Below are 18,512 nucleotides of genomic sequence, written 5' to 3'. Positions count from 1 at the left end.
CAAAAAGAACAGCGTGAACTCACACTATTCCGGAATAGAGGTACTGGCATACCTAAAAGACAGAATAGGCAAACTCACGCCGTATAAGCATACAGCATGAACATTGCGCTATACATCTTGTCTTTTTTGAAAAGTGCCAGTTTTCTATTCCAAGACGTTCAGCGAACGTACAATATGTATATCAATCCCTGCTTGCTTCCAAGCCGGGTATGAATCTTTCATGTCATGACAGCAACCGTACCCCGGTAGAGTACCACCTGCCGTACTTTGTCACAAAGGTACGGGAAACTTCCCGAATAACAAAACAATAGCCCTGCCTAATCTCACGATCCGGCAAGTCCCCGTCCACTAACAGAAATCATAAAGGAAATATCACTTTTACGGAAACAAGCCTTTTTTCCTGCGCCTTTCCTCTTTCCGGACTTCCTTCTCCTTCCGTTTTGCAGCCCGTTCCTCCACAGCGGCAAACTGGTTGCGGAGGAACTCGTGCACATCTTTCACCCGATAGAAGACCTTGCCACTGATAGTGAAGTACGGCAGTATCCCAATGGCACGGTAACGTTGCAATGTGCGAATACCGACCTTCAGCAGCAGGCACAGGTCCTGGTTATCCAGTACCTCCTCTCCATCCAGCGCGTTGCTCTTCTTCAGTACTCTCTCCAACAACTTCTCCGTCCGGTCGAAACGTTCCATGATACGCTCCATCCAATTCTCAAATTTTTCGCTGTCCATATACATAGCAGTCGCCCTCCTTTTCAATAATTTCCTTTTCCCGCATGTAACGGATGTACCCCTTCGCCGTCCGTTCCTTCACGTCCAGGGTTTCCTGTATCAGTTCGCATAGCTCGATATAGCCATACTTTTTTTGCGTGACGAACGCTGCCCGTGCCATTTCAGACAGTTCCTTCTCCTTGCGCCTTTCTTTCTCCACCCTCGGTTTCTCTCCCATATAGACAGGCATCCCGGCCTGTTTGTCCCAGCGGAACTGCATCAGCGGGATATCCAGCGGGCTTCCATCCCTGACCTTCAATGCCTTCACCACCGACACCTCCGGGTTCTCGTCCTTCTCGATGGAGAGGATAGCCGCCGACTTCCGCTGCAACTCGCTGCCCAAGTGTCCCCGCAACTTCAACCCGTTCGGCACGAAATGTACCACGGCGGTGATGCACGTGCGGTAAATTCCCGCCAGGCGGTAAATTTCGTCAACCAGCGCCACGCTCTCCGCCTCGTCGTTGGCGCAACGGATCAGGTCGGCAACTCCGTCGATGACGACCAGATGGATGCCCCCGTGCAGGTAGTGGTACTTGTCCATGCTTTGGATGATGGCGGTCAGCCGCTCGTTCCTCGACATCCCCGTCAGGCAGTACACGTGCAGGTAAGGCGGCATTTTCTCCCGACCGGCACGCCGCAGCAGCCGCCCCGTGTTCTTGTAGAGCTGTTGCTCGCTCTGTTCCGTGTCGTACAGCAGCACCGCACGCCCCTTTCGGTTCGGTTCCACCTTCACCCCAAGAAGGTTCGCGTCCTCATCCCGTTCCATAATTGCCCCGGCGACCAACGCGGCGGTATAGTTACTCTTGCCCGTCCCTTCTCCGCCCGTGATGCAGAGTATGTTCTCTTCCGAGCCTAACGGCACGTCCCCGGCGGTCACGATAGCGACTGCCTGCTCCGGCGGGCAGTCGTAATCGATCTCACACGATTTCAGTACCGCCATCGTGTCCCCGTACAGCGTGTCGAGCAGTTTCAGGAACAGCCCCATCAAATCCTCCCGTGTGTGTCCGGCTTTAAAATAGTCCGTCACGTCTTTCTCTGATTTCGTCCCCGGCAGCGGTAGTACCAGCCGTTTAACACCGTACTCCGACAGTTGTACCCGGTGCTTCTCCGAGCATTCCAGCCCCGTCTTGTCCGTGTCGTACAGCAGTACGATGTGCTTGAAGCGATAGACGAGCTTCCGGACGGTCTTCGCCGGGATTACCGAGGTTTCCGAGTTGAAGCAGATGGCTTGGAAACCGTGAGCCGCAAGCGTCATCACGTCCTTCTCGCCACCCGTGAGGAAGAGCAGGTCGCCCTTCGAGGGCAGTTGTTCCAGACCGAAACAGTAGTTGTCGCCCGTATGACCGCCATAGACGAAACGCACTTCCGATAACGGGCGGTACACCTTCACGCCCCATTTCCCCCTGTAGCCGAACATCGGTTCCGCCGGGGTTGAAGTAAAGCCGAACGTCTTGCCTTCCCTTGTCTCGCTCCGGTACTCGGCGAGCGACACCACCCCGTAACGGTGCAGCACCTCTACCGTGATGCCCGATATGCCCCAGTAGGCGAGCTCTCTCTCTGTGAAAGACTTTTCAGCTACTTGGTAGGGGCTTGGTCCAGGACGCTCGCGGGATAAATCTTTCCCTTCCGTGCCCGTGACAGTATCCCCGGGAATGCTCTCCCCGGTATTTTCCCCCTCACTTTTCTCTCGTGCACCCGTTACGGGCCGTGTCGTCCGGCAGCTTCCCTCCCGATTGTTGGTACCGGAAGGGATGGCCCCATCCAACCCCAGGCACAACTCCCGGTCAATGGTGTGCAGCACTTCCACGAAATCAGCGGCACTCCGGCAGTCCAGTCCTTTCAGTTTCGCCACAAGGAAGAAACAGTCTCCCGAATACTCACCGTTACCAAAGTCCTTCATCCTGTACATCCCGCTGTGGCGATCATAATAAACGTTACACGAGGCCCTGCCATCAGCGTACAGCGGATTCAGGAAATTTCGACCCACCCGCCATTTTACGGGCAGATAATGACGGAACACCTCCAGCCCGTTACCTGTTTTTGCCAGTATTTCCTCTTTTCTTACCATATGATCTGCTTTTGCATTGGTGTAAAGGGTACGCTTCAATCATTCGGTCCACCAGCTTGTCAGGCGTTTCCCGTATCCAACGCTCATGGAACTGTTCCACGTCCGTACGGCGGTAACGTATCTTCCTCCCGCAGATAGAGTAAGCGATGATACGGTTCGTGCGGTAACGCTGCAAAGTACGGGGACTGATTTCAAGTTGTTCACACACTTCCTTTCCCGTCATCCATAGCCCTGCCTTCCTCGTACCCTTCTTATCCGCTACCGGCCATTGCTCCCGCTCCTTTGTTCCGGACGCCTCCACGTATGCCGCTATCCCCTCTATCTTCTCCACGAGGGTAGCAAACGCTTTGCTTTCGATTGCTATTATTTCCATAATCTTTTAATAATTTGGTTTCCGGTTACAAAGGTCAGTCTGTTCGACCGTTTTTCTTTTCACGTTCGTAGCAAGCTGCCAAAGTTTTTTTTCTGGTACAAAAAAACCGCCGCGGAGCCTTATTCGGGCTCTCTACGGTGGCTATATACTGTATTTTCACCAAATGGCGTATCGGGAAAGGTGATTTGGCAACTTGCTATGAACCTGCCAGTCTCTTCCTTGTTTTACAAAAGGTTATCCGTCCGTTTCGTCCATTCGTTTCAACAAACGTTCCTTCATTTGATCAAGGTAAGCTGTCCGGCTGTTCTTCCGGTTACGCATGGAGATAAACGTGTGGTACACGTCTCCCAGGTCAATATGGAACATTTGTTCGAACAGCATCACGAGCTCGACAATGCTCACCCTCCCGTTATCCACGCTACCCATCGCCCAAATGCCATATATCAGTTCCACGGCAGCCGCCTTCCGGTCCGTCCAATGGTGCTCCTTTTCCTGCACGGCATACGCCCCCTCCATTGCCAGCAGCACTTTCCGGTTCAGATAACCAAGTAACATTTCCGCCGCTATCAGTCTTGCGGCCAACAAGTCATAACCGGTTGACATCACCGAATCCTCCTACAGCATAAAACTTCCGCTTTCCGGGCTCAGCTCCTTTTTGGCACGGCGGAAATAGTAATGGTCCCGGTAAGTCGCCCCGCTCCGGTAATACTGGTAAAAGGGAAGGTATCGTTCCAGTTTCCGCTGGTATTCTTTCATAGCCTTGCGGTAATGCATCCGGGCAATCTCCGGGCAACATGAACAACCGCTCTCGATCTGGTATACCCGGTAATAATACAGCAGGCGTCCCGTCAGGGCAGGCTTGTAATACTTGAAAAAGCAGATTTCCTCTTCCACGTTGGAGAATGGGTGGTTTAGGACATAGTCCTTCAACTCACGGGATCGCTCCCTCAAAAAAGAAACCATCTCCTGACAAGTCCGTATCACTTGCTCTCCCTCCATACGGGAAGATTCAATGCCCATCTTACGTTCGACCTCCTGCATCAAGTTGTTAAAGTACGTTTCTATCATGTTATTCCTTAATTATGGGGCACGTGAGTACCTTCACGCTACCCGATTTATTTTTATGCCTCGCTTGATTCGATCGCAGGTTTTCCTTTCGGCCCTTTACGATGAAAAAACTTTTCCTCATATCGAAAAGACCGGAGAAAAGCCATGATACGGCTTCCTCCGGTCACACCTGCAAAACTGGGAAATTCCTTCCCCAATCCCCGGGACCAGACTATTCAAGGTCCCTCACGCAACGCACGTATCCCTTCCTGTTATTCACAAGCCTGTCATTGTCACCCGCCCACTGGGTATCCACGGTCGTGACCCATCGGAGATAACCATGGAGATACATCTGGTAGCCGGCACTGAACGATCTTGCCCCGTTCATGCTACGCTTGGAAAATCCCGTCCGAGAATGGAGAACTTCAGATTCTACTACTCCCAGAGAAGGAAGGTCATTACCGAATTCGTAAACCTCCTTTTTCTCAGGGTTATGCCAGTCGAACAGGCTCCCGCACATGATGATCAATTCCACCTCGTTGGGCACCCGCCAGGTTCCCAGGTCGCTCTTGTCCGCCTCCTGGTAATAATAGGCGCACGGGCTGTTTCCCTGTTCGATGTCCGCCATCAGCGTGCTCCAATCCTGTAAGTAATACTCGCTCTTCCTGTCAGGATTATTCAAATCCTTGGGCTTATCTATCTTATTGGCGATATACTTGGCCACCTCAAACCCGTTCTTGTAAATGGTGTTGCTCTGGGAGTCCTCATCATGCGCGGGCAACTCGTAAATGGCTCTTACTCCACGCGTCATGCTGTATGGCAGGTTATCTGCCCTAAAGACCAGATATTCCTCTTTCGTCCTGTTATTGACAAGAGACTTGTTCAGTTCCTTGCCCAACTCCTCGATGTGATAGCTTTCTTCCCCAGACTCCAGCATCCCCAGATCCCTGATCAACCTCACTTCCGAGTAGGGGGTGCGGTCCCCGGGTGAGTTCCCTCCCTTGTAATAATCAAAGTTTGCGATGGGAGTCACGCTGCGGGACTCCAAGATACAAATATAGGGGTTGGAAGAGTATAAAGAAAGGTTTGTACTTGCCATAAAGGCTCTTGACATATAAAATGCTGTGGCGTTGTCCGAGGGGGCGTGCCCGTGCAGCCTGGAATGTAACGGCAACGCCCGTTCCCCCACGAGAAGCATACCGCTCTCGCTCACCGAAGGAATATACCACTTCATCTCGGCGGCCTGCATCCGGCCATCACGGTTATCATCCCGGTTCCGTAAAAACGGGGTGAAACAGGCATATTCGGCGTGGTAATTCTTGGCTGCCAAATTATAATGGTCTCTGCTGAGAGTCAGCTTCGCGTTGTCCACCTTCGTCATGACCTGCCATAACTGGTCTTGTTTACTTCTTCTCATCGGGTCAATCATGACCTCTTGACTGAAGTCGCCCGACCTTGCCATCACCTTCCAGGTATTCGACCAGCCGTTGGATGTATATTTATTATAAAAAGCATCCGGTTCTCCCGGAGCCTTCACCATAAAGTCCAGGTCCGGTGTCTCGTTCACGTTTTCCACCCCCCAGACACGCATGCCTTCGGGTCCCTCCGTAAACACCGTCTTGATGGACATCTGACGGATGGAAACGACAGCCTGGTGATAACGTGACTGCCCGTCGGGGGAGATTTCATGCGACGTGTTCACCAGCAGGTCGAAAGTCCGATCCGGGGCGTTGGCAAAGGTTTTCCACAAGTTCTTGTCCTCGGGGGCGCCATCCCGCATGGGGTTCCGCTCGTAGAAATACTCGTTGGCGTAAACCGTCACCTTGCAAAGCCCCGTGGAGGCATTAAATACATAATCGGGCTCTTTGACAAGTCGGTAAAGAAACTGTTCCAGCGAAAGCAGATGCGCCCCCGTGTTGGAGTAATATTCCATGGTTTCGTTTCCATTGTCAGACAGGGTGCTCGGGTGGATGAAGAACGCGAGCCAACCAGTGTCTGCCTTCTTCTCCCCTGAAGGAACGTATCCGTTATCCTCCAGCTGTTCCAGCTCCGCCCTCGTGTAAGAGACTATCTTGTCACAGAACGGGGTGCGTATGGCAAAGGAGATCATCGCGTCGTCCTTCAAACTGCCATCCGGATTGAAGATGGCAAGCTCGTCCTTGTTGAAACGCATCAGGCTCTGTTCATAATGGCAGTCAAAACTGAAGGAGCGGTGAGCGTCATATACAAGGCCTTCCACCCCGGGAGCGGGCTCCTCTTCCCGGTCCTTGTCGGACATCGCCTCCACTACCAGGTCGTTCATCCCCTTGATCGTCACGTTATAGGTATAGTGCACGTTACGTTCTATATCATAATCGTTGACCGGATCATTCTCCGCCGTGTATCCCAGATAAACGCGGTAGGTCACCCTCCCGAAACGCTCCGTTGAGACTTCACCGGTTGTCATATCCTGGCGTAACTCACCCGTGAACTCGATGTAGGGAGCCAGATCCGGAGCGTATTCTGTAGCTCCGTTCTGCACGTTCGGCTTCTCCGTAGCATCGGGAACGGGAGACTTCACTTGTTTCTGCCGCAGGTCATACCCCTTCCTCTCCGCATTGTAACCGGGAGAGGCGGGAGTTATCATTTTTTTTGCCAATTTCCGGTTCTCCGGAAGGTAAAACGTAGTAGTAGTAGTAGTAGTAGCGTCGCCCTCGAACTGGAATAATTCGGACAACCAGTACGAATCCATCTCCATCCCGCCGGCATCCCAGGGAGCCCCGGCGTCACTGCCCTTGACATGCTCGGTGACAAAGGTCGAAGCCGGCACGTTACCGACTCTCCATGTCCCGGGCACGAACGTGAGCCCCTCTCCGGTTTTCAGGTTGATCGTGATTTTCGCCTCCGCACGTTTCAGGGAGACCTCGAGGCGCCTGGTGTCGGGACTGATCTCCTCCGTCTTGGTAACTGACATCAGCAGGTTCCCGTTCGGTCGGAACAGGGTACGGGCGGTCATCTCCGCCTTGACCCTCTGAATGTCCGAAAGGGACGACACGCCAGCCAGGATCCCGGGCTCTACCTGAAACAGCCCGTCACCATCCGATTTATAGTTCGCCAGCAGGACCAGCGTCTTCTCTCCCGAGGTAATGGGGATGTTTTTCAGCAATCCCATGCTCGTGGGTGCATCCGTGTCCTTCTCGCCGGTTGCCGTTTCCAAGGCAGCAGCGGCCTGATAAAGCTCCGCACGGGGATACTCCCGGGAGAACTCCACGCCGCCGCGGGAATCGAAAACCCACAGGTAAAGGTCGTATATCTTTCTCTCCTCGCCTTCCGGCAGGCCCGAACGTGTCTTGGCCCTGTTGGCTGCCGTACCCACGCTGATATCTACCGTCGTGGGCACGCCTTCCGGGACACCGCTGCCCCGAAGCAGCTCCTCGTCCGTACAGCAGGTAAGAACGGGCAGTAACAAAAGAATGAAACAAGTTATTTTCAGCCTATATGCTTTCATATATAATAAAAATTTATAATGACAAAATCGTGAACATCACTGAAAAGGAGGGAACTCCACATCCTTCCGCTCCCAGGATTCGACCCGGTAGATAATCTCTCTGTCCGCGGCTTCCGGCAAGACCATGAATACCTTATAATCCCGGTTCGGGTAAATGGGGCCGGAATACACCCCGGGAGAACTTTCCTCGCCAATGTCAAGCAAAAAGGTCCTTGTCCTGGTCTGTGAGATGTCTCCTCCTGTATAATACTCCACTGTCAGCTGTATCTTCGGGTGAGGGTGTCCTTCCTGCCAGGAATTGGCTTCCGGAATATACGGGGCCAGGTACTGGGGAAGGAAGAACTGCTCGTATTTTTGGGCGTCCATTTTCGTATAGTCAATCTCTCCGCCGGCATTGAGGGGGGCCTCGTAGATGGTCAGTTGCGCTTCATTTTTTATTCCATAGGAATACGTGCCCGTATGCTCCGTGTTCTTTCCCGCTCCCGGGGTGGATCCTGCAAGCTGGCCGCCGTCCGAGTCATTCTCCCTGAAAGAGGGAGACATCAGTACCGGAAAGTTCAAAAAGGCAATCCTTTTATAATTATAAATGATCTGCTCAAAGGGTGCAATGCTTGCGATGTATATCCTGACACGGGAGAAATCACGGAACAGCGGGATTGTGATATCCTGCACCTGCTCCCCGGAAGCGGGCTGGACGGCCGTGGACAGCTTTCCCGAAAGCATGCCCATATGCAACCTGTTGGATATTCCGGGAGCGTCATCCCAAGAGATATTGGAAGTTGTTGTCCAATCTATAATCTTCTCATCCGACGGGGAAGGAGTCACACCATCATACGGGTTGTCCACCGGAATGCCGAGACTGCCATCATCCTGCTCCCTGATGATGGCAGGGAATGCGGCTTCGACAATATCCTCCCTGTCCACCTCCTCCATGCCTTCCCCGAGGAAGTCCCATGGAACCGCGTTCTGCAGGATTCCTCCGGGCGTATAATAGGGCAGGTCCTTTCCTGTCTGGTTGGGGGCATAGAAAGCATAGAATTCACTCTCGCCTTTGGGGATGCGTATCTTGGTTTGATATTCCCCCTCCGCGTTGCCCGAACTGAAAGGAAGCAGGCGACTGTACACATACCGGTTCTGCTCCTTGTTGAAAACCATAAGTGCTATTCTGGGCTGTGCGGGGGCTTGGGGAAACAGTGTGCCGGTTTTATACCAGTTGGCCGGATCGGAGGAATAAAGGTCCAGCATCTCACTTCCCCCGGCTGTTACGCCACGGGTTGACAGGTTCAGCCTGACGGTCACGTCATCCTCTCCGGAAAGCCGTTCCGGGATATCTTCTTCGTTCCGGCATCCTGTCAGGGCAAGGAAAAAGAGCGGCAACACCGTCATCACAAAGTTCCTCAAGGCCCTTACCGTGCGAGTATATTTAGTATCTTTCAGCATAATATTCATCAATCGGTTATGGGAACCACGTCAACGGCTTCCCAGGGTTTTACACTTACTGTCAGAGAACGGGGATTCTGGCGGAAGAACAGTGGAAGCACCGCTTCCTGCCGCCCCGTTATCCGTATCTGGTCGGGATACAGAGCGATATATTCCGCGATATCTACCGTGCAGAGAACCTTATCTCCCTGCATAAGACGGATCGTCAGCGGGTCCCCGTCCTTGAAGCGCAGGGTATTGAAATCAAGCACGAAACGGTCGTTTTTTCCTCCCGTGTAAAACGGAAGGTCGAAGGATGTTTCTCCGGAACGCTGCCCGGAAAAGGAGAAACGGGCTGAGAGCGTTTCCATCGTCAGGCGGAAGCCCGTCCCCTTGTTCTGTTCGTACCAGGTCCCGGCGTTCTCATCGTCGTCGGGAAGGACTACCGCATGGATTTTCACGTGCTGGGAATAAAGTCTTACCACGTCACGGGAGTCGTTCATGACCTTCGACGTGATGGTGGTTTCCCCAAGGTATAGCCTGTCAAACGTGCCGGCCGCCGATCCGTCCTTTTCCGCCAGTTCGGGCCGGGAAACCGACGCTTCACCGTAAGCACCATCCCCGATAACCGTCTCGTTCAACGCGTTGCCCACGGCCACTACTTTATAATCACCTTCCGGGAGCCTGACCTCCAGCGGTGAAAGCAGCTGTTCTCCCTCCAGGTGGTGTTTCTCCACCAAGGCCCCGTTCCCGACGTCAAAGATGAAGACGTCAATGTCATCCACGTATTCCTGCAGATGTTCCTGGTTGTCATCGGCCAGGTAGGAGAAGACGATCGTGTTGCCAAGGCAGCCGCTCAGGTCGTCATACACCCGGTCACATGCGGTCACGAGGTATAAAGCGGCCAACAGGCCCAGCCAGGTCGGTATGTTTCTTATGTTCATACTTTACACTAATTATTATAAATCAATACTGTAATTTTCCCGAAAGAGAGGACACGTTTCCCTCCCGCGGGTAATAAAAAAGGGAGGGGACAAACTTTCCCCTCCCCGAGAGTGCGGGGCGGATTCCGGTACCGGCCTGTCAGGGCCGATACGGGAAAAGCGCTCCGGCAAGCGGCTATTACTCTCTATCTGTATCAGTCAAGGATGGGGAATACGTTCACAGCGGTCCAAGGCTGCACCTCGACACGGACGATGACGTTCACGTTCTCGTCCTCCAAATCCCCCTGTCCGCCCGGTTCGGGAGTCACACCTTCAGGAATGCTCGGGTCAACATCCACGAGGATACCCTGGCCCCCGTTCAGCGCAGCGAGATCCAGATTGATCAGGTAACCGCCCTTGCCGGCTTCCAGATCCGTCGTGCCTGCAGTTTCACCTTCTGCCTTCGCGTAACCGGATATAACGACAAAACGTCTGTCGGCGGATACGCCGTCGTCACCTGTCTTGAAAACGAAAGCAAGTTTTGGAGCGTTGTTTTCCTTACCGTAACCCGTAATGCCGTTCACGAAGAAGTTAAACGCTGCGGCCTTTGCCCCCTGTGCGAAATCGAAACCCGCTGCATTGAAATAGGAGGCCACTTCCGACAAGTCCGTGTTACCGTCGGGTTTGAACGTGCCGTCTTCGAATTTATAGCGGTCTCCGGCGTAGGTCTTGGCCCAGAACCAGTTTGCCTCTTCTTCCACTGTAAGTTGAGGAACAGAGAGCGTTCTGCTGAAACGGTTCATCAGGATACCTTGGTTTGCAGTGGTCACTTCGACAACCTGCAGCCATTGACTCAGGCTGGCCTGTTGGGCAATGTCGGACTTGCCGTCCCATGTCTGGCCGTTGAAGCCTGCGGCATCAGCCTTGAAAGCGGCCCACGCTTCGGCACTGCTCTTTCCCTTATTTTCATCCTTGGCCAGCCAAGTCGTGCACCATTGTTCAGCCTCGGTCTTTTTCCCGTCTTTCCAGATAACCTTGACAAACTTGGTACCGGTCACCTGGAAGCGGTTCATGCTGGCGGTCAAGGTGAGCTCGGCCTTCTTCACGGTACGTTTGTCTTCCTGAGGATTGACGCCATAAGGCTCGGCGCCAACAGTGGTAAGTGTTTCAGAACCGGCATAAATCACTTCATTAATTTGGGCTTTCAGCTGTTGTTTGCTGATTTCAGCAACAGTCTTTCCCTCACCGTCAACCAACGCTCCCTGAGGGTTAGCGATAACAAGTGCCTTTGTCACGCCATTGTCCACGTCAAGGAATTTATAACCTCCCGTCGTTGCCTCTGCACCCACGGCAGTAGCCGAAGTCAGCTTGGTAAAATCATCAGTATCTTTTGTAAATTCCTTCGACAGGACAATGTCTTCCCCAGCCACCAAGTACACATGCAGTTTTTCAACCGATGCCGCATCCTGGTCGTTGGCGGTGTTCTGCAATTCGCCCATGGCGGCACGTGTGCCCGGACCGGGTAATGCCACTGACATCACCACATCAACCGGTTGGTTGCCACTCTCCGGCGCTACCGGATTCTCTTCGTTGTTACATGCAGCGAACAACGCCAACGAGGCCACTGCAAAATACTTCATTACTTTCATAATTCGAATTGTTTTTAAATTAAGATTACTAATACTATATATAACTATGTCTGAGTTACATCTCTATCTGCTGATTGTTTCCACCGTCCCCGGGCTCCCCTGAGAGTTTTTGTTTGCCCTGGGCCATACCGGCTTTCTTGATCAATTCTTCCGCCTTCCTCCAGTCACCTTTCATGTTATAGGCAACGGCCATGGGAAAGAAAGCACGGCTGTCATTCGTTACCGGTTCCAACACCCGCAACGCGCCGTCCGCATCCTGCCCGTATTTCAACAGGGCGTTGGCGTAATTCAGGATTGCCACGGCGTCATCCGGGAACTGCCCGTAGGCCCTCTCGTACACCGGAAGGGGAGACATCCCCCGGGAAGCGTACAGTCCGGCCAGCTGGTACATCTCGTGCTGACTGAGACACTCGGGTTTCGTTTCAAAAATTTCGGGAAGTTCCTCCACCGTGTAAGGTCTCACGTCAAAACTGAGACCGAAAGTCGTGCGCCGCAGTCCCGGGTAGAACTCTTCGAGGAGGAGGCGATAGCTCCTGCCGTCATCCAAGGCACGGATGGCCTCCTCGCGTTCCGTGTCACGCTCGTTATGTCCGATGATAAAAAGAATTTCGTCCCTGTTGACGAGGGTGGAGCCGCTGACCATCGATTTAAGACCCTCCCAGTCCTCCCCGATACCCTCGGTACGATAAACCGGTGCATTTTTCAAGGCGGGGTATTGACGCGAAATATAATCTGAAAGGGTTTGGGTGCGTCGTTGCGCGAGGGACCTGTTGTAATCGAAGCTCCCCTCGGGAGAGGCATAGCCTTTTATATGTACCTCCTTGAGTGACGTTCCTTGAATATTCAGGTTCTCCGAGAGAAACTTCTTCAGCCTGTCAAGCTCCTGAGCATTGCCTGCAAAATCTTCCTGCAGGTCGTGGCGTGCAACAGGAAAGACCACCTTACAGTCGAAGGAATCCTTGTAGCATTTGATCATGACCTTTTCCGGTTCGATGAAACTGTAAGCATAATCCTTTTCCCCGAAGAGGGGGATACCGGCCTGAAAGGCAATATCCTCGCTCTCGTTCGTGCCGCACTCGGCACAGCCGTACGACACCTCCCTGACAACGAGACGCCCGTCAGCCATCCACCGTTCAAAAGGGACGCTCCTTTTCACAGTCAGGCCCGAACTTTCCAGCACCTTGGCGGAACGGACCTCGCCGGATCCGGGGTTACCGGGTTTCAGGTTGCCCAACGCCTTTCGACGCTTGATCACCTTATATCTTCTCTTGCCGGCCACGCAGACCGGTTCGAGGCGGACGCTGTCACGCCCGTCAGCCGAGACATAGACGGGGAACAGGTAAGCGACTTCCTGGCTTCCAAGCCCTGCCAGAGGGAAGACACTGAAAGTAATATCCAACGCATCTCTACCCGGTTCACGCTCCACACGGCTGTTTGAATAATCCCAACGCGAGGTACCTGACGTTGATAAAATGTCCTGGGCGGAAGAAAACAAGGGAAACATTCCCAGGCAGCCCATGATAAGGATTTGCTTCTTGTTAATATGGTAAGGTTTCATTGATATACATTTTTAGCATGATAGAATAAAAAATTGTGTCCCCGGATTCAGGGAGTTATTTCAACATGTAAATAATTGAAATGGCGGCCCTGGTGGGACCTATGTAGTCCGCATCCCCCTTGCCCAGCTTCTGCCCGCAGGTGGTACACTTGTACTTGTCATAACGGGCGTGCACGTAACCGATACCCAAGGAGGCCTCGATATTGAAACGGTTGGAAAGCACCCACTGGTAACCGGCGCTCAACCCGCCTCCCCAGAAATAACCCTCGTAACGGTGGTCCTTCATGTTTCCGTCCCCTTTCTGAAGCACGAAGGGGACATCGACACCTCCGATATTCATCTGGCCGCCATGGGCATGCAACCCGAAGAACCAGCCGTTGAAAACGTCACAGGTCCAATAACGGAGCTCCGGCTGGACAAGCCAGTGACTGAACTTCTTTGCCTTGTACCGGGAAGACGTGGCGTCCCGCGTGTAGAAAAAGAAATTCATACCCACCTGTGTGTCAAGGGTCCATTTACGCCCCATGGAGAACTCCAAGGAGAGGTTGGGAGTTTTCAAGGCATCGTAGGCCAGATTGTTCTTCAAGGCAACCTTTTGAGAGAAGGCACCAGCCGAACAAAGCAAAAACACCAGAAGAAAAAACGGTTTCATCATACTGTTATTCATTGTTTCGTTACTTTATTTTATAAGAGGACAAGCCAAAGTTATCCTTATGTAATAATCATTAATAAAAATGCAGCTTCCCGGAAAAAACTCCAGAATCTTTCTTGCACGTATAGAGTGGACGGCCGGAAACTCCTGCCCGCACCAGAAGGACCTGCAGGGACGCAACCCGCCCACGAGACTTAAAAGTCTTTCAGCCGATCCGGCGAAAGCCGAATAGAGGACACCGTCCCGAGTATGCAGGTAAATCGAATCCCTGTTGGACCATTCCATGTTGAATATCTCATGACTCATTCGCATAATGTAAACCTTTATTCGATGACTTTCTTATTTTCCACTCTCTCCCGTAGAGAGTGGAAAATTTTTCAAAATCCGCTCTGGAAAGCGGTTATAGATACTAAAAAGAAATAAAAGATGAAACATGGACAGATTTTATCATATAACTAACTGAAAATAAGATTACTAATATTTTCATTAGGCAACAAAAACAGAAACAATGGAACTTTTTTATTTGAACGAGCACACGTCTTGTTATAATTACTCAAAATCTATGCAGGAGGGATTCCGGTATTATAAATTTGACGAAGGATTGAACCACGAGGAGAAATTGGTAAAAGATTGTATCCTGTTCGTACTCAAGGGGAGTCTGCAATTCTCCTGCAACGGTTTTCAGTTCACTGTTTCATCAGGAGAGATGGTCTTTTTTTGCCGTGATAGCCTGTTTAACACCCAATCACTGGAAAAATGTGAAATCGTGGCTGCCCTGTTCGAGGGGGGAGTATGGCCCTGTCAAAGGGCCTCCTTTTCAGAGTTATACCACCTGAGGGAAATTGTCGAATATCGTATGGAACCTCTTGAAATCAGGGATCGGTTATGCAAATTTCTTGAACTACTGGTGTGTTATCTGGAAGATGGAGCGAACTGTATCCATTTTCACGAAATAAAACTCAAGGAACTTTTCTGGAACATTCGCTTTTACTATTCCAGACAGGAACTTGCGAATTTTTTCTATATGATTATAGGCCGTTCGCAAGACTTCAAAAATAAGGTCTTGAACAATTACAAAAGTTGCAGGACCGTAAAAGAACTCGCATCGGCCTGTGATATCTCCCTTTCCGCCTTCAAAAGACAGTTTTCCGCGGAGTTTGGAGAGGCTCCAGCCGAATGGATGCAGAAACAGTTGTTGGGAGAAATCAAATACAAACTTTCAGTTACAGACCTGCCGTTGGGAACCATTGCCAATGAACTGGAGTTTTCCTCTCTTGCACACTTCTCCAGATTTTGCAAAAGATGTCTGGGATGTTCTCCCAAAGAGTTAAGACAGCAGATAAAAGGCGGTTAAACAATCTCTGAATGGGGGAGATAAGAAATTGATAAATAATAGAGCCAAAACGGAAACAGCCAACAAAATTATTGTCTTTAAATTTGCAGCGTAATCCAAATAAAAAAAGGATTACGCTATTTTTTAACACATACTGTAAGTTTTTTTTGATTTTCCACTCTCTACGGGAGAGAGTGAAGAAACAGGAACAAATATACGTATATTATGATAATATACTATAATTAAAGTGAAAAAATATCTTATATAATAGAATTTAACTAATGTAGAAAAATATTATTATTCCATTAAATCATCTGTTTACCCAACAGATGCCGGTCCAAAACGTAGATACCATAACATGTAAATCCCTCTCGTAGCCATCTTTCAATTGAAGACGGTATAAGATAAATTAGCTAAATAAGGTGTTCCTTTTTTTTCCTGTATAATCCCGCCACGTGCACCAAGGCGGGATTTACAGAAACATCCGGGAATGGTAAAATTATCGGTGGTAAAAGCCTCTTTGGGAGTGCTTAACCGCCGTCCATCGTCCAGACGGGAACTGAAGAATTTGAGCTGATATCTTTCGCGGTCGGGCCCGGTCAATCATCCACCGCTAAAATGAAGTCAGCCACTTGATTATTAACCGCATCCAGTGCGGAATGATCCAGTTCTTTCAGATAGATTCGGGTCGTTTTTTCCGACGTATGCCCCAGACACTCACCAATAACATGAACCGAGGCACCGTTCACCTTGGCTATCGTGGCCCATGAATGGCGGGCCGCGTGAAGTCTCAGCGGGAATTCCAAACCAATGACCCGGGAAATCTTTCCCAGGGAGTAACGAATCCTATGGTAGGCACTTCTATAACCAGCGTACGGATCCCGTTCTGCCGGAAACAACGGGAAGATGTATTCTCCCGGTACATTCTTGTATCTTTCCAGGATACGACTGATCTCCTTGTTTATACCTACCCGCATCAATTGATCGGTCTTGTGACGCCTGTAACAGATTTCACCCGGGAAAACATGCCTCTTTTTTAGCAATGCAATATCGACGAATGACATTCCACGCGTGTAAAAGCTGAACATGAAAATGTCCCGGGCAAGAGATAACGGGCTGTCCTTTTCCAGTTCAATTGCGGATAGTGTTTTAATCACAACCGGATCAAGGGAGCGTTTGAGAGTTTTTTCCGTTTTAATGCTTATATCGCGAAATGGGCAAGGAAGTTCCAGGCCCATCTCCCGACATCCCTTCCTGAAAAGAGCCTTGATATTATGCAGATAAAAACCAATGGTGTTATCGCATATACCCGAAGCGAGTAGTTTCCCCTGGTAGTCGGAAATGATCCGGGAAGAGAGTTTTATGAAAGGAAAATCCTTTTTTCCCAGGTACCTCTGCATGGAACGCAGGCTGGAGGCGTATGCCCGGGCTGTTCCCTCATGACCGCTTTCACGAAGCTCTCGGATTTTCCGTGAAAAATAGAAATAAAAACCGGCTTCGCGGGTTAACACGCCGTAAGTCCTGAATACGTCCTCTATTTCGTATTCCCGGGATTTCTTCTCTATCATTGAAATACACTTTAACAGTACCCTTGAGATACTTTCGCACCTGTTGTTGATCCTCCGAATCGACTCCGGGGTGTTTTCCCCGCCGTCGATAACCCTCCCTTTTACGGGATCAAACAGGGTATCCGGGATACTGAATCCTGTATAAACAACCTTTTTCCTTCGCTTGTGAAGAACCTGCACGACTAACGGGAATTTGCCGGACCGGTTGCTCCTTCCTTTTACCAATACTGTTTTAACTGTTGCCATAAGTTTTTTATTAGTTAGACATTTGACGCTTCCTTGTTTCCTGGAAAGGAAGCATAAACTTATATGCATCAAATCGGAAAAAGACCAAAAAAGTTCAGTAACCAAGCGGGAAAATTGCACGAAAGACGGGAAGTCGGTTCCAGACCCGTCGGTAAGGGAACGGTACGTCTTGTATGTATAGGATTTTTTTCAACTTGCCAAACATGAAAAATGGAACAGGGTGAGATGGTAAAGCATGTCCCAATACATCCCCAAGTAAACCACGGGGATTAAGCATGGCAGATGGGATTTTTTCGTTGCACAAGACAAAAAAGGCGGCCCCACCTGCCGCCTGTAGATTGATAAAGAGAGAATTCCATCCTACGCAAGATGATCAAAGCCATATGGATCCAGCTTCCACATCCCCCGCCTGGTAGGTATAGGAAATGAACTCCTCAAGCGCCTCCTTCCATGTAAGACTGAAGGTTTTCATGATGGAGTGTAGCGTGCGGTTGCTGTCTTCATCCAGGCTATCCTCCCCGATCAGGTTCACATCTGCCTCCGGGTCCACATCAACAAACTCCTCGCGGCTCCAAAACACCACTACCGGGATGCTCAGGTTAATATCCCATGTTCCACGCTGGATCAATACCCCGGAGGGCTTGTAGAACGGGTCAAAGCCGTTTGTCTGCGGGTTCTTTTTAGAATTGTAGCCGTGATACAGGCGGAGTTTCAGGTCAAACTCCTTGCGGTCCTTCAGGAACCGGATAACTCCTTTTAATCCTACCGGGTTAGTGCTTCCCGTAATTTCCGCCTCGTTGTCATGTTTGGTCTTGTCCCAGGGCGTGGTATCCACATAGAGATAATCCACCAGTGCCTCCGGATCATTGTCGTCAGCTTCCGGTTTCCCGTCAAAGGTAGGTCTCACGTTCTCCGGGGTGAAGAAATGCTGGTGGATATTCTCCTGCCCGTTCTCCACGAACTGGCCGTTCATCAACTCTCCTTTGGAATTGTAGTAATAGATAAACATCAGGTAAACCGGGGCCGGGGTAAAGTTGTTTCCATTTTTATATTCGCCGTTTTTCTGAACGTAAAACTTGCCCTGGCTTCCTTCAGCAAGGGTCCATCCACTGCCGGTCTTCAGTTCATAAGTGATCTCCTGGACACGTTTCATATACCTGGCCGGGGATTCCGGATTTTGGTGGGGACCTCCGGCCTTCTGTATCTCGTTCCAGTCAGCGTGCAGGTGGCATTCAACGAGGCGGACGGTCATTTTTGCCGGGTCCTCATGCAGTTTGTTCTTCGTCTCGTCTTCTGGTATTACAGGATCCTTGCTGCAAGAGTTCAGCGACAGGACAAGGGACACTCCTATCAGAAGTGCCCACACGGTTTTACATGCAATTGTTCTCATTTTTCTTTTTATTTATTAGTGTTGATTA

At 50.8% G+C, this 18,512-nt stretch carries 12 protein-coding genes and 1 pseudogene; 1 reads left to right on the top strand and 12 read right to left on the bottom strand.

The genetic code is table 11. The annotated features are described in order from the left end of the window. Nucleotides 1–378: 378 nt before the first annotated feature. The 10 genes and pseudogenes from DBK98_RS00985 to DBK98_RS00940 form a co-directional block, all read right to left on the bottom strand. Nucleotides 379–738 (bottom strand): helix-turn-helix domain-containing protein, encoded by a 360-nt coding sequence (locus DBK98_RS00985; protein ID WP_008640871.1) that lies wholly within the window; start codon nucleotides 736–738, stop codon nucleotides 379–381. Then, nucleotides 713–2,839, bottom strand: coding sequence for a bifunctional DNA primase/helicase (locus tag DBK98_RS00980; protein WP_033572504.1), 2,127 nt, complete (start codon nucleotides 2,837–2,839; stop codon nucleotides 713–715). Before DBK98_RS00980 ends, DBK98_RS00985 begins: the two co-directional genes overlap by 26 nt. Further along, nucleotides 2,802–3,212, bottom strand: a complete 411-nt coding sequence (locus DBK98_RS00975; protein WP_008640869.1) for a helix-turn-helix domain-containing protein — start codon at nucleotides 3,210–3,212, stop codon at nucleotides 2,802–2,804. The genes DBK98_RS00980 and DBK98_RS00975 overlap by 38 nt, the downstream gene beginning before the upstream one ends. 234 nt (nucleotides 3,213–3,446) lie before the next feature. Then, nucleotides 3,447–4,280 (bottom strand): annotated as a pseudogene (locus DBK98_RS00970) (RteC domain-containing protein). A 211-nt stretch (nucleotides 4,281–4,491) separates the two neighbouring features. Further along, complete coding sequence (locus DBK98_RS00965) at nucleotides 4,492–7,746, bottom strand: fimbrial protein (RefSeq protein WP_033572505.1); 3,255 nt, start codon at nucleotides 7,744–7,746, stop codon at nucleotides 4,492–4,494. Between the two features lie 36 nt (nucleotides 7,747–7,782). Next, nucleotides 7,783–9,195: a DUF5042 domain-containing protein gene (locus tag DBK98_RS00960; protein WP_032536714.1), complete on the bottom strand. Its 1,413-nt coding sequence runs from the start codon at nucleotides 9,193–9,195 to the stop codon at nucleotides 7,783–7,785. Next, nucleotides 9,195–10,109 carry a FimB/Mfa2 family fimbrial subunit gene (locus tag DBK98_RS00955; protein ID WP_025813765.1) on the bottom strand — a complete coding sequence of 305 codons (915 nt, stop codon included), beginning with the start codon at nucleotides 10,107–10,109 and terminating at the stop codon, nucleotides 9,195–9,197. Before DBK98_RS00955 ends, DBK98_RS00960 begins: the two co-directional genes overlap by 1 nt. 194 nt (nucleotides 10,110–10,303) lie before the next feature. Continuing rightward, nucleotides 10,304–11,737, bottom strand: a complete 1,434-nt coding sequence (locus tag DBK98_RS00950; protein ID WP_009040576.1) for a hypothetical protein — start codon at nucleotides 11,735–11,737, stop codon at nucleotides 10,304–10,306. Between the two features lie 55 nt (nucleotides 11,738–11,792). Beyond that, nucleotides 11,793–13,295, bottom strand: a complete 1,503-nt coding sequence (locus DBK98_RS00945; RefSeq protein WP_009040577.1) for a hypothetical protein — start codon at nucleotides 13,293–13,295, stop codon at nucleotides 11,793–11,795. 55 nt (nucleotides 13,296–13,350) lie between these two features. After that, nucleotides 13,351–13,962, bottom strand: a complete 612-nt coding sequence (locus DBK98_RS00940) for a DUF3575 domain-containing protein (protein WP_005823195.1) — start codon at nucleotides 13,960–13,962, stop codon at nucleotides 13,351–13,353. 493 nt (nucleotides 13,963–14,455) lie between these two features. Here DBK98_RS00940 and DBK98_RS00935 point away from each other — a divergent pair, with 493 nt between their 5' ends. Next, nucleotides 14,456–15,301, top strand: a complete 846-nt coding sequence (locus DBK98_RS00935) for an AraC family transcriptional regulator (protein ID WP_025813768.1) — start codon at nucleotides 14,456–14,458, stop codon at nucleotides 15,299–15,301. 578 nt (nucleotides 15,302–15,879) lie between these two features. Here the strand turns inward: DBK98_RS00935 and DBK98_RS00930 are convergent. Both DBK98_RS00930 and DBK98_RS00925 read right to left on the bottom strand, forming a co-directional pair. Then, the gene (locus tag DBK98_RS00930) at nucleotides 15,880–17,094 is read right to left on the bottom strand and encodes a site-specific integrase (protein WP_014299629.1); all 1,215 of its coding nucleotides are present in this window, start codon (nucleotides 17,092–17,094) and stop codon (nucleotides 15,880–15,882) included. A gap of 373 nt (nucleotides 17,095–17,467) precedes the next feature. Continuing rightward, entirely contained in the window at nucleotides 17,468–18,484 is a 1,017-nt protein-coding gene (locus DBK98_RS00925) for a hypothetical protein (protein WP_009291521.1), read from the bottom strand. Nucleotides 18,485–18,512: the final 28 nt, after the last annotated feature.

The sequence above is a fragment of the Bacteroides sp. PHL 2737 genome (assembly GCF_004115325.2).
In the GTDB taxonomy this organism is placed as follows: domain Bacteria; phylum Bacteroidota; class Bacteroidia; order Bacteroidales; family Bacteroidaceae; genus Bacteroides; species Bacteroides hominis.
This window is presented reverse-complemented; position numbering and strand designations above follow the sequence as displayed.

Excerpts from the sequence above, each read along its gene's own strand:
- DBK98_RS00930 (WP_014299629.1), bottom strand. The coding sequence starts at position 17,094 with ATGGCAACAGTTAAAACAGTATTGGTAAAAGGAAGGAGCAACCGGTCC.
- DBK98_RS00955 (WP_025813765.1), bottom strand. The coding sequence starts at position 10,109 with ATGAACATAAGAAACATACCGACCTGGCTGGGCCTGTTGGCCGCTTTA.
- DBK98_RS00945 (WP_009040577.1), bottom strand. The coding sequence starts at position 13,295 with ATGAAACCTTACCATATTAACAAGAAGCAAATCCTTATCATGGGCTGC.
- DBK98_RS00960 (WP_032536714.1), bottom strand. The coding sequence starts at position 9,195 with ATGAATATTATGCTGAAAGATACTAAATATACTCGCACGGTAAGGGCC.
- DBK98_RS00975 (WP_008640869.1), bottom strand. The coding sequence starts at position 3,212 with ATGGAAATAATAGCAATCGAAAGCAAAGCGTTTGCTACCCTCGTGGAG.
- DBK98_RS00980 (WP_033572504.1), bottom strand. The coding sequence starts at position 2,839 with ATGGTAAGAAAAGAGGAAATACTGGCAAAAACAGGTAACGGGCTGGAG.
- DBK98_RS00965 (WP_033572505.1), bottom strand. The coding sequence starts at position 7,746 with ATGAAAGCATATAGGCTGAAAATAACTTGTTTCATTCTTTTGTTACTG.
- DBK98_RS00940 (WP_005823195.1), bottom strand. The coding sequence starts at position 13,962 with ATGAATAACAGTATGATGAAACCGTTTTTTCTTCTGGTGTTTTTGCTT.
- DBK98_RS00950 (WP_009040576.1), bottom strand. The coding sequence starts at position 11,737 with ATGAAAGTAATGAAGTATTTTGCAGTGGCCTCGTTGGCGTTGTTCGCT.
- DBK98_RS00935 (WP_025813768.1), top strand. The coding sequence starts at position 14,456 with ATGGAACTTTTTTATTTGAACGAGCACACGTCTTGTTATAATTACTCA.
- DBK98_RS00925 (WP_009291521.1), bottom strand. The coding sequence starts at position 18,484 with ATGAGAACAATTGCATGTAAAACCGTGTGGGCACTTCTGATAGGAGTG.
- DBK98_RS00985 (WP_008640871.1), bottom strand. The coding sequence starts at position 738 with ATGTATATGGACAGCGAAAAATTTGAGAATTGGATGGAGCGTATCATG.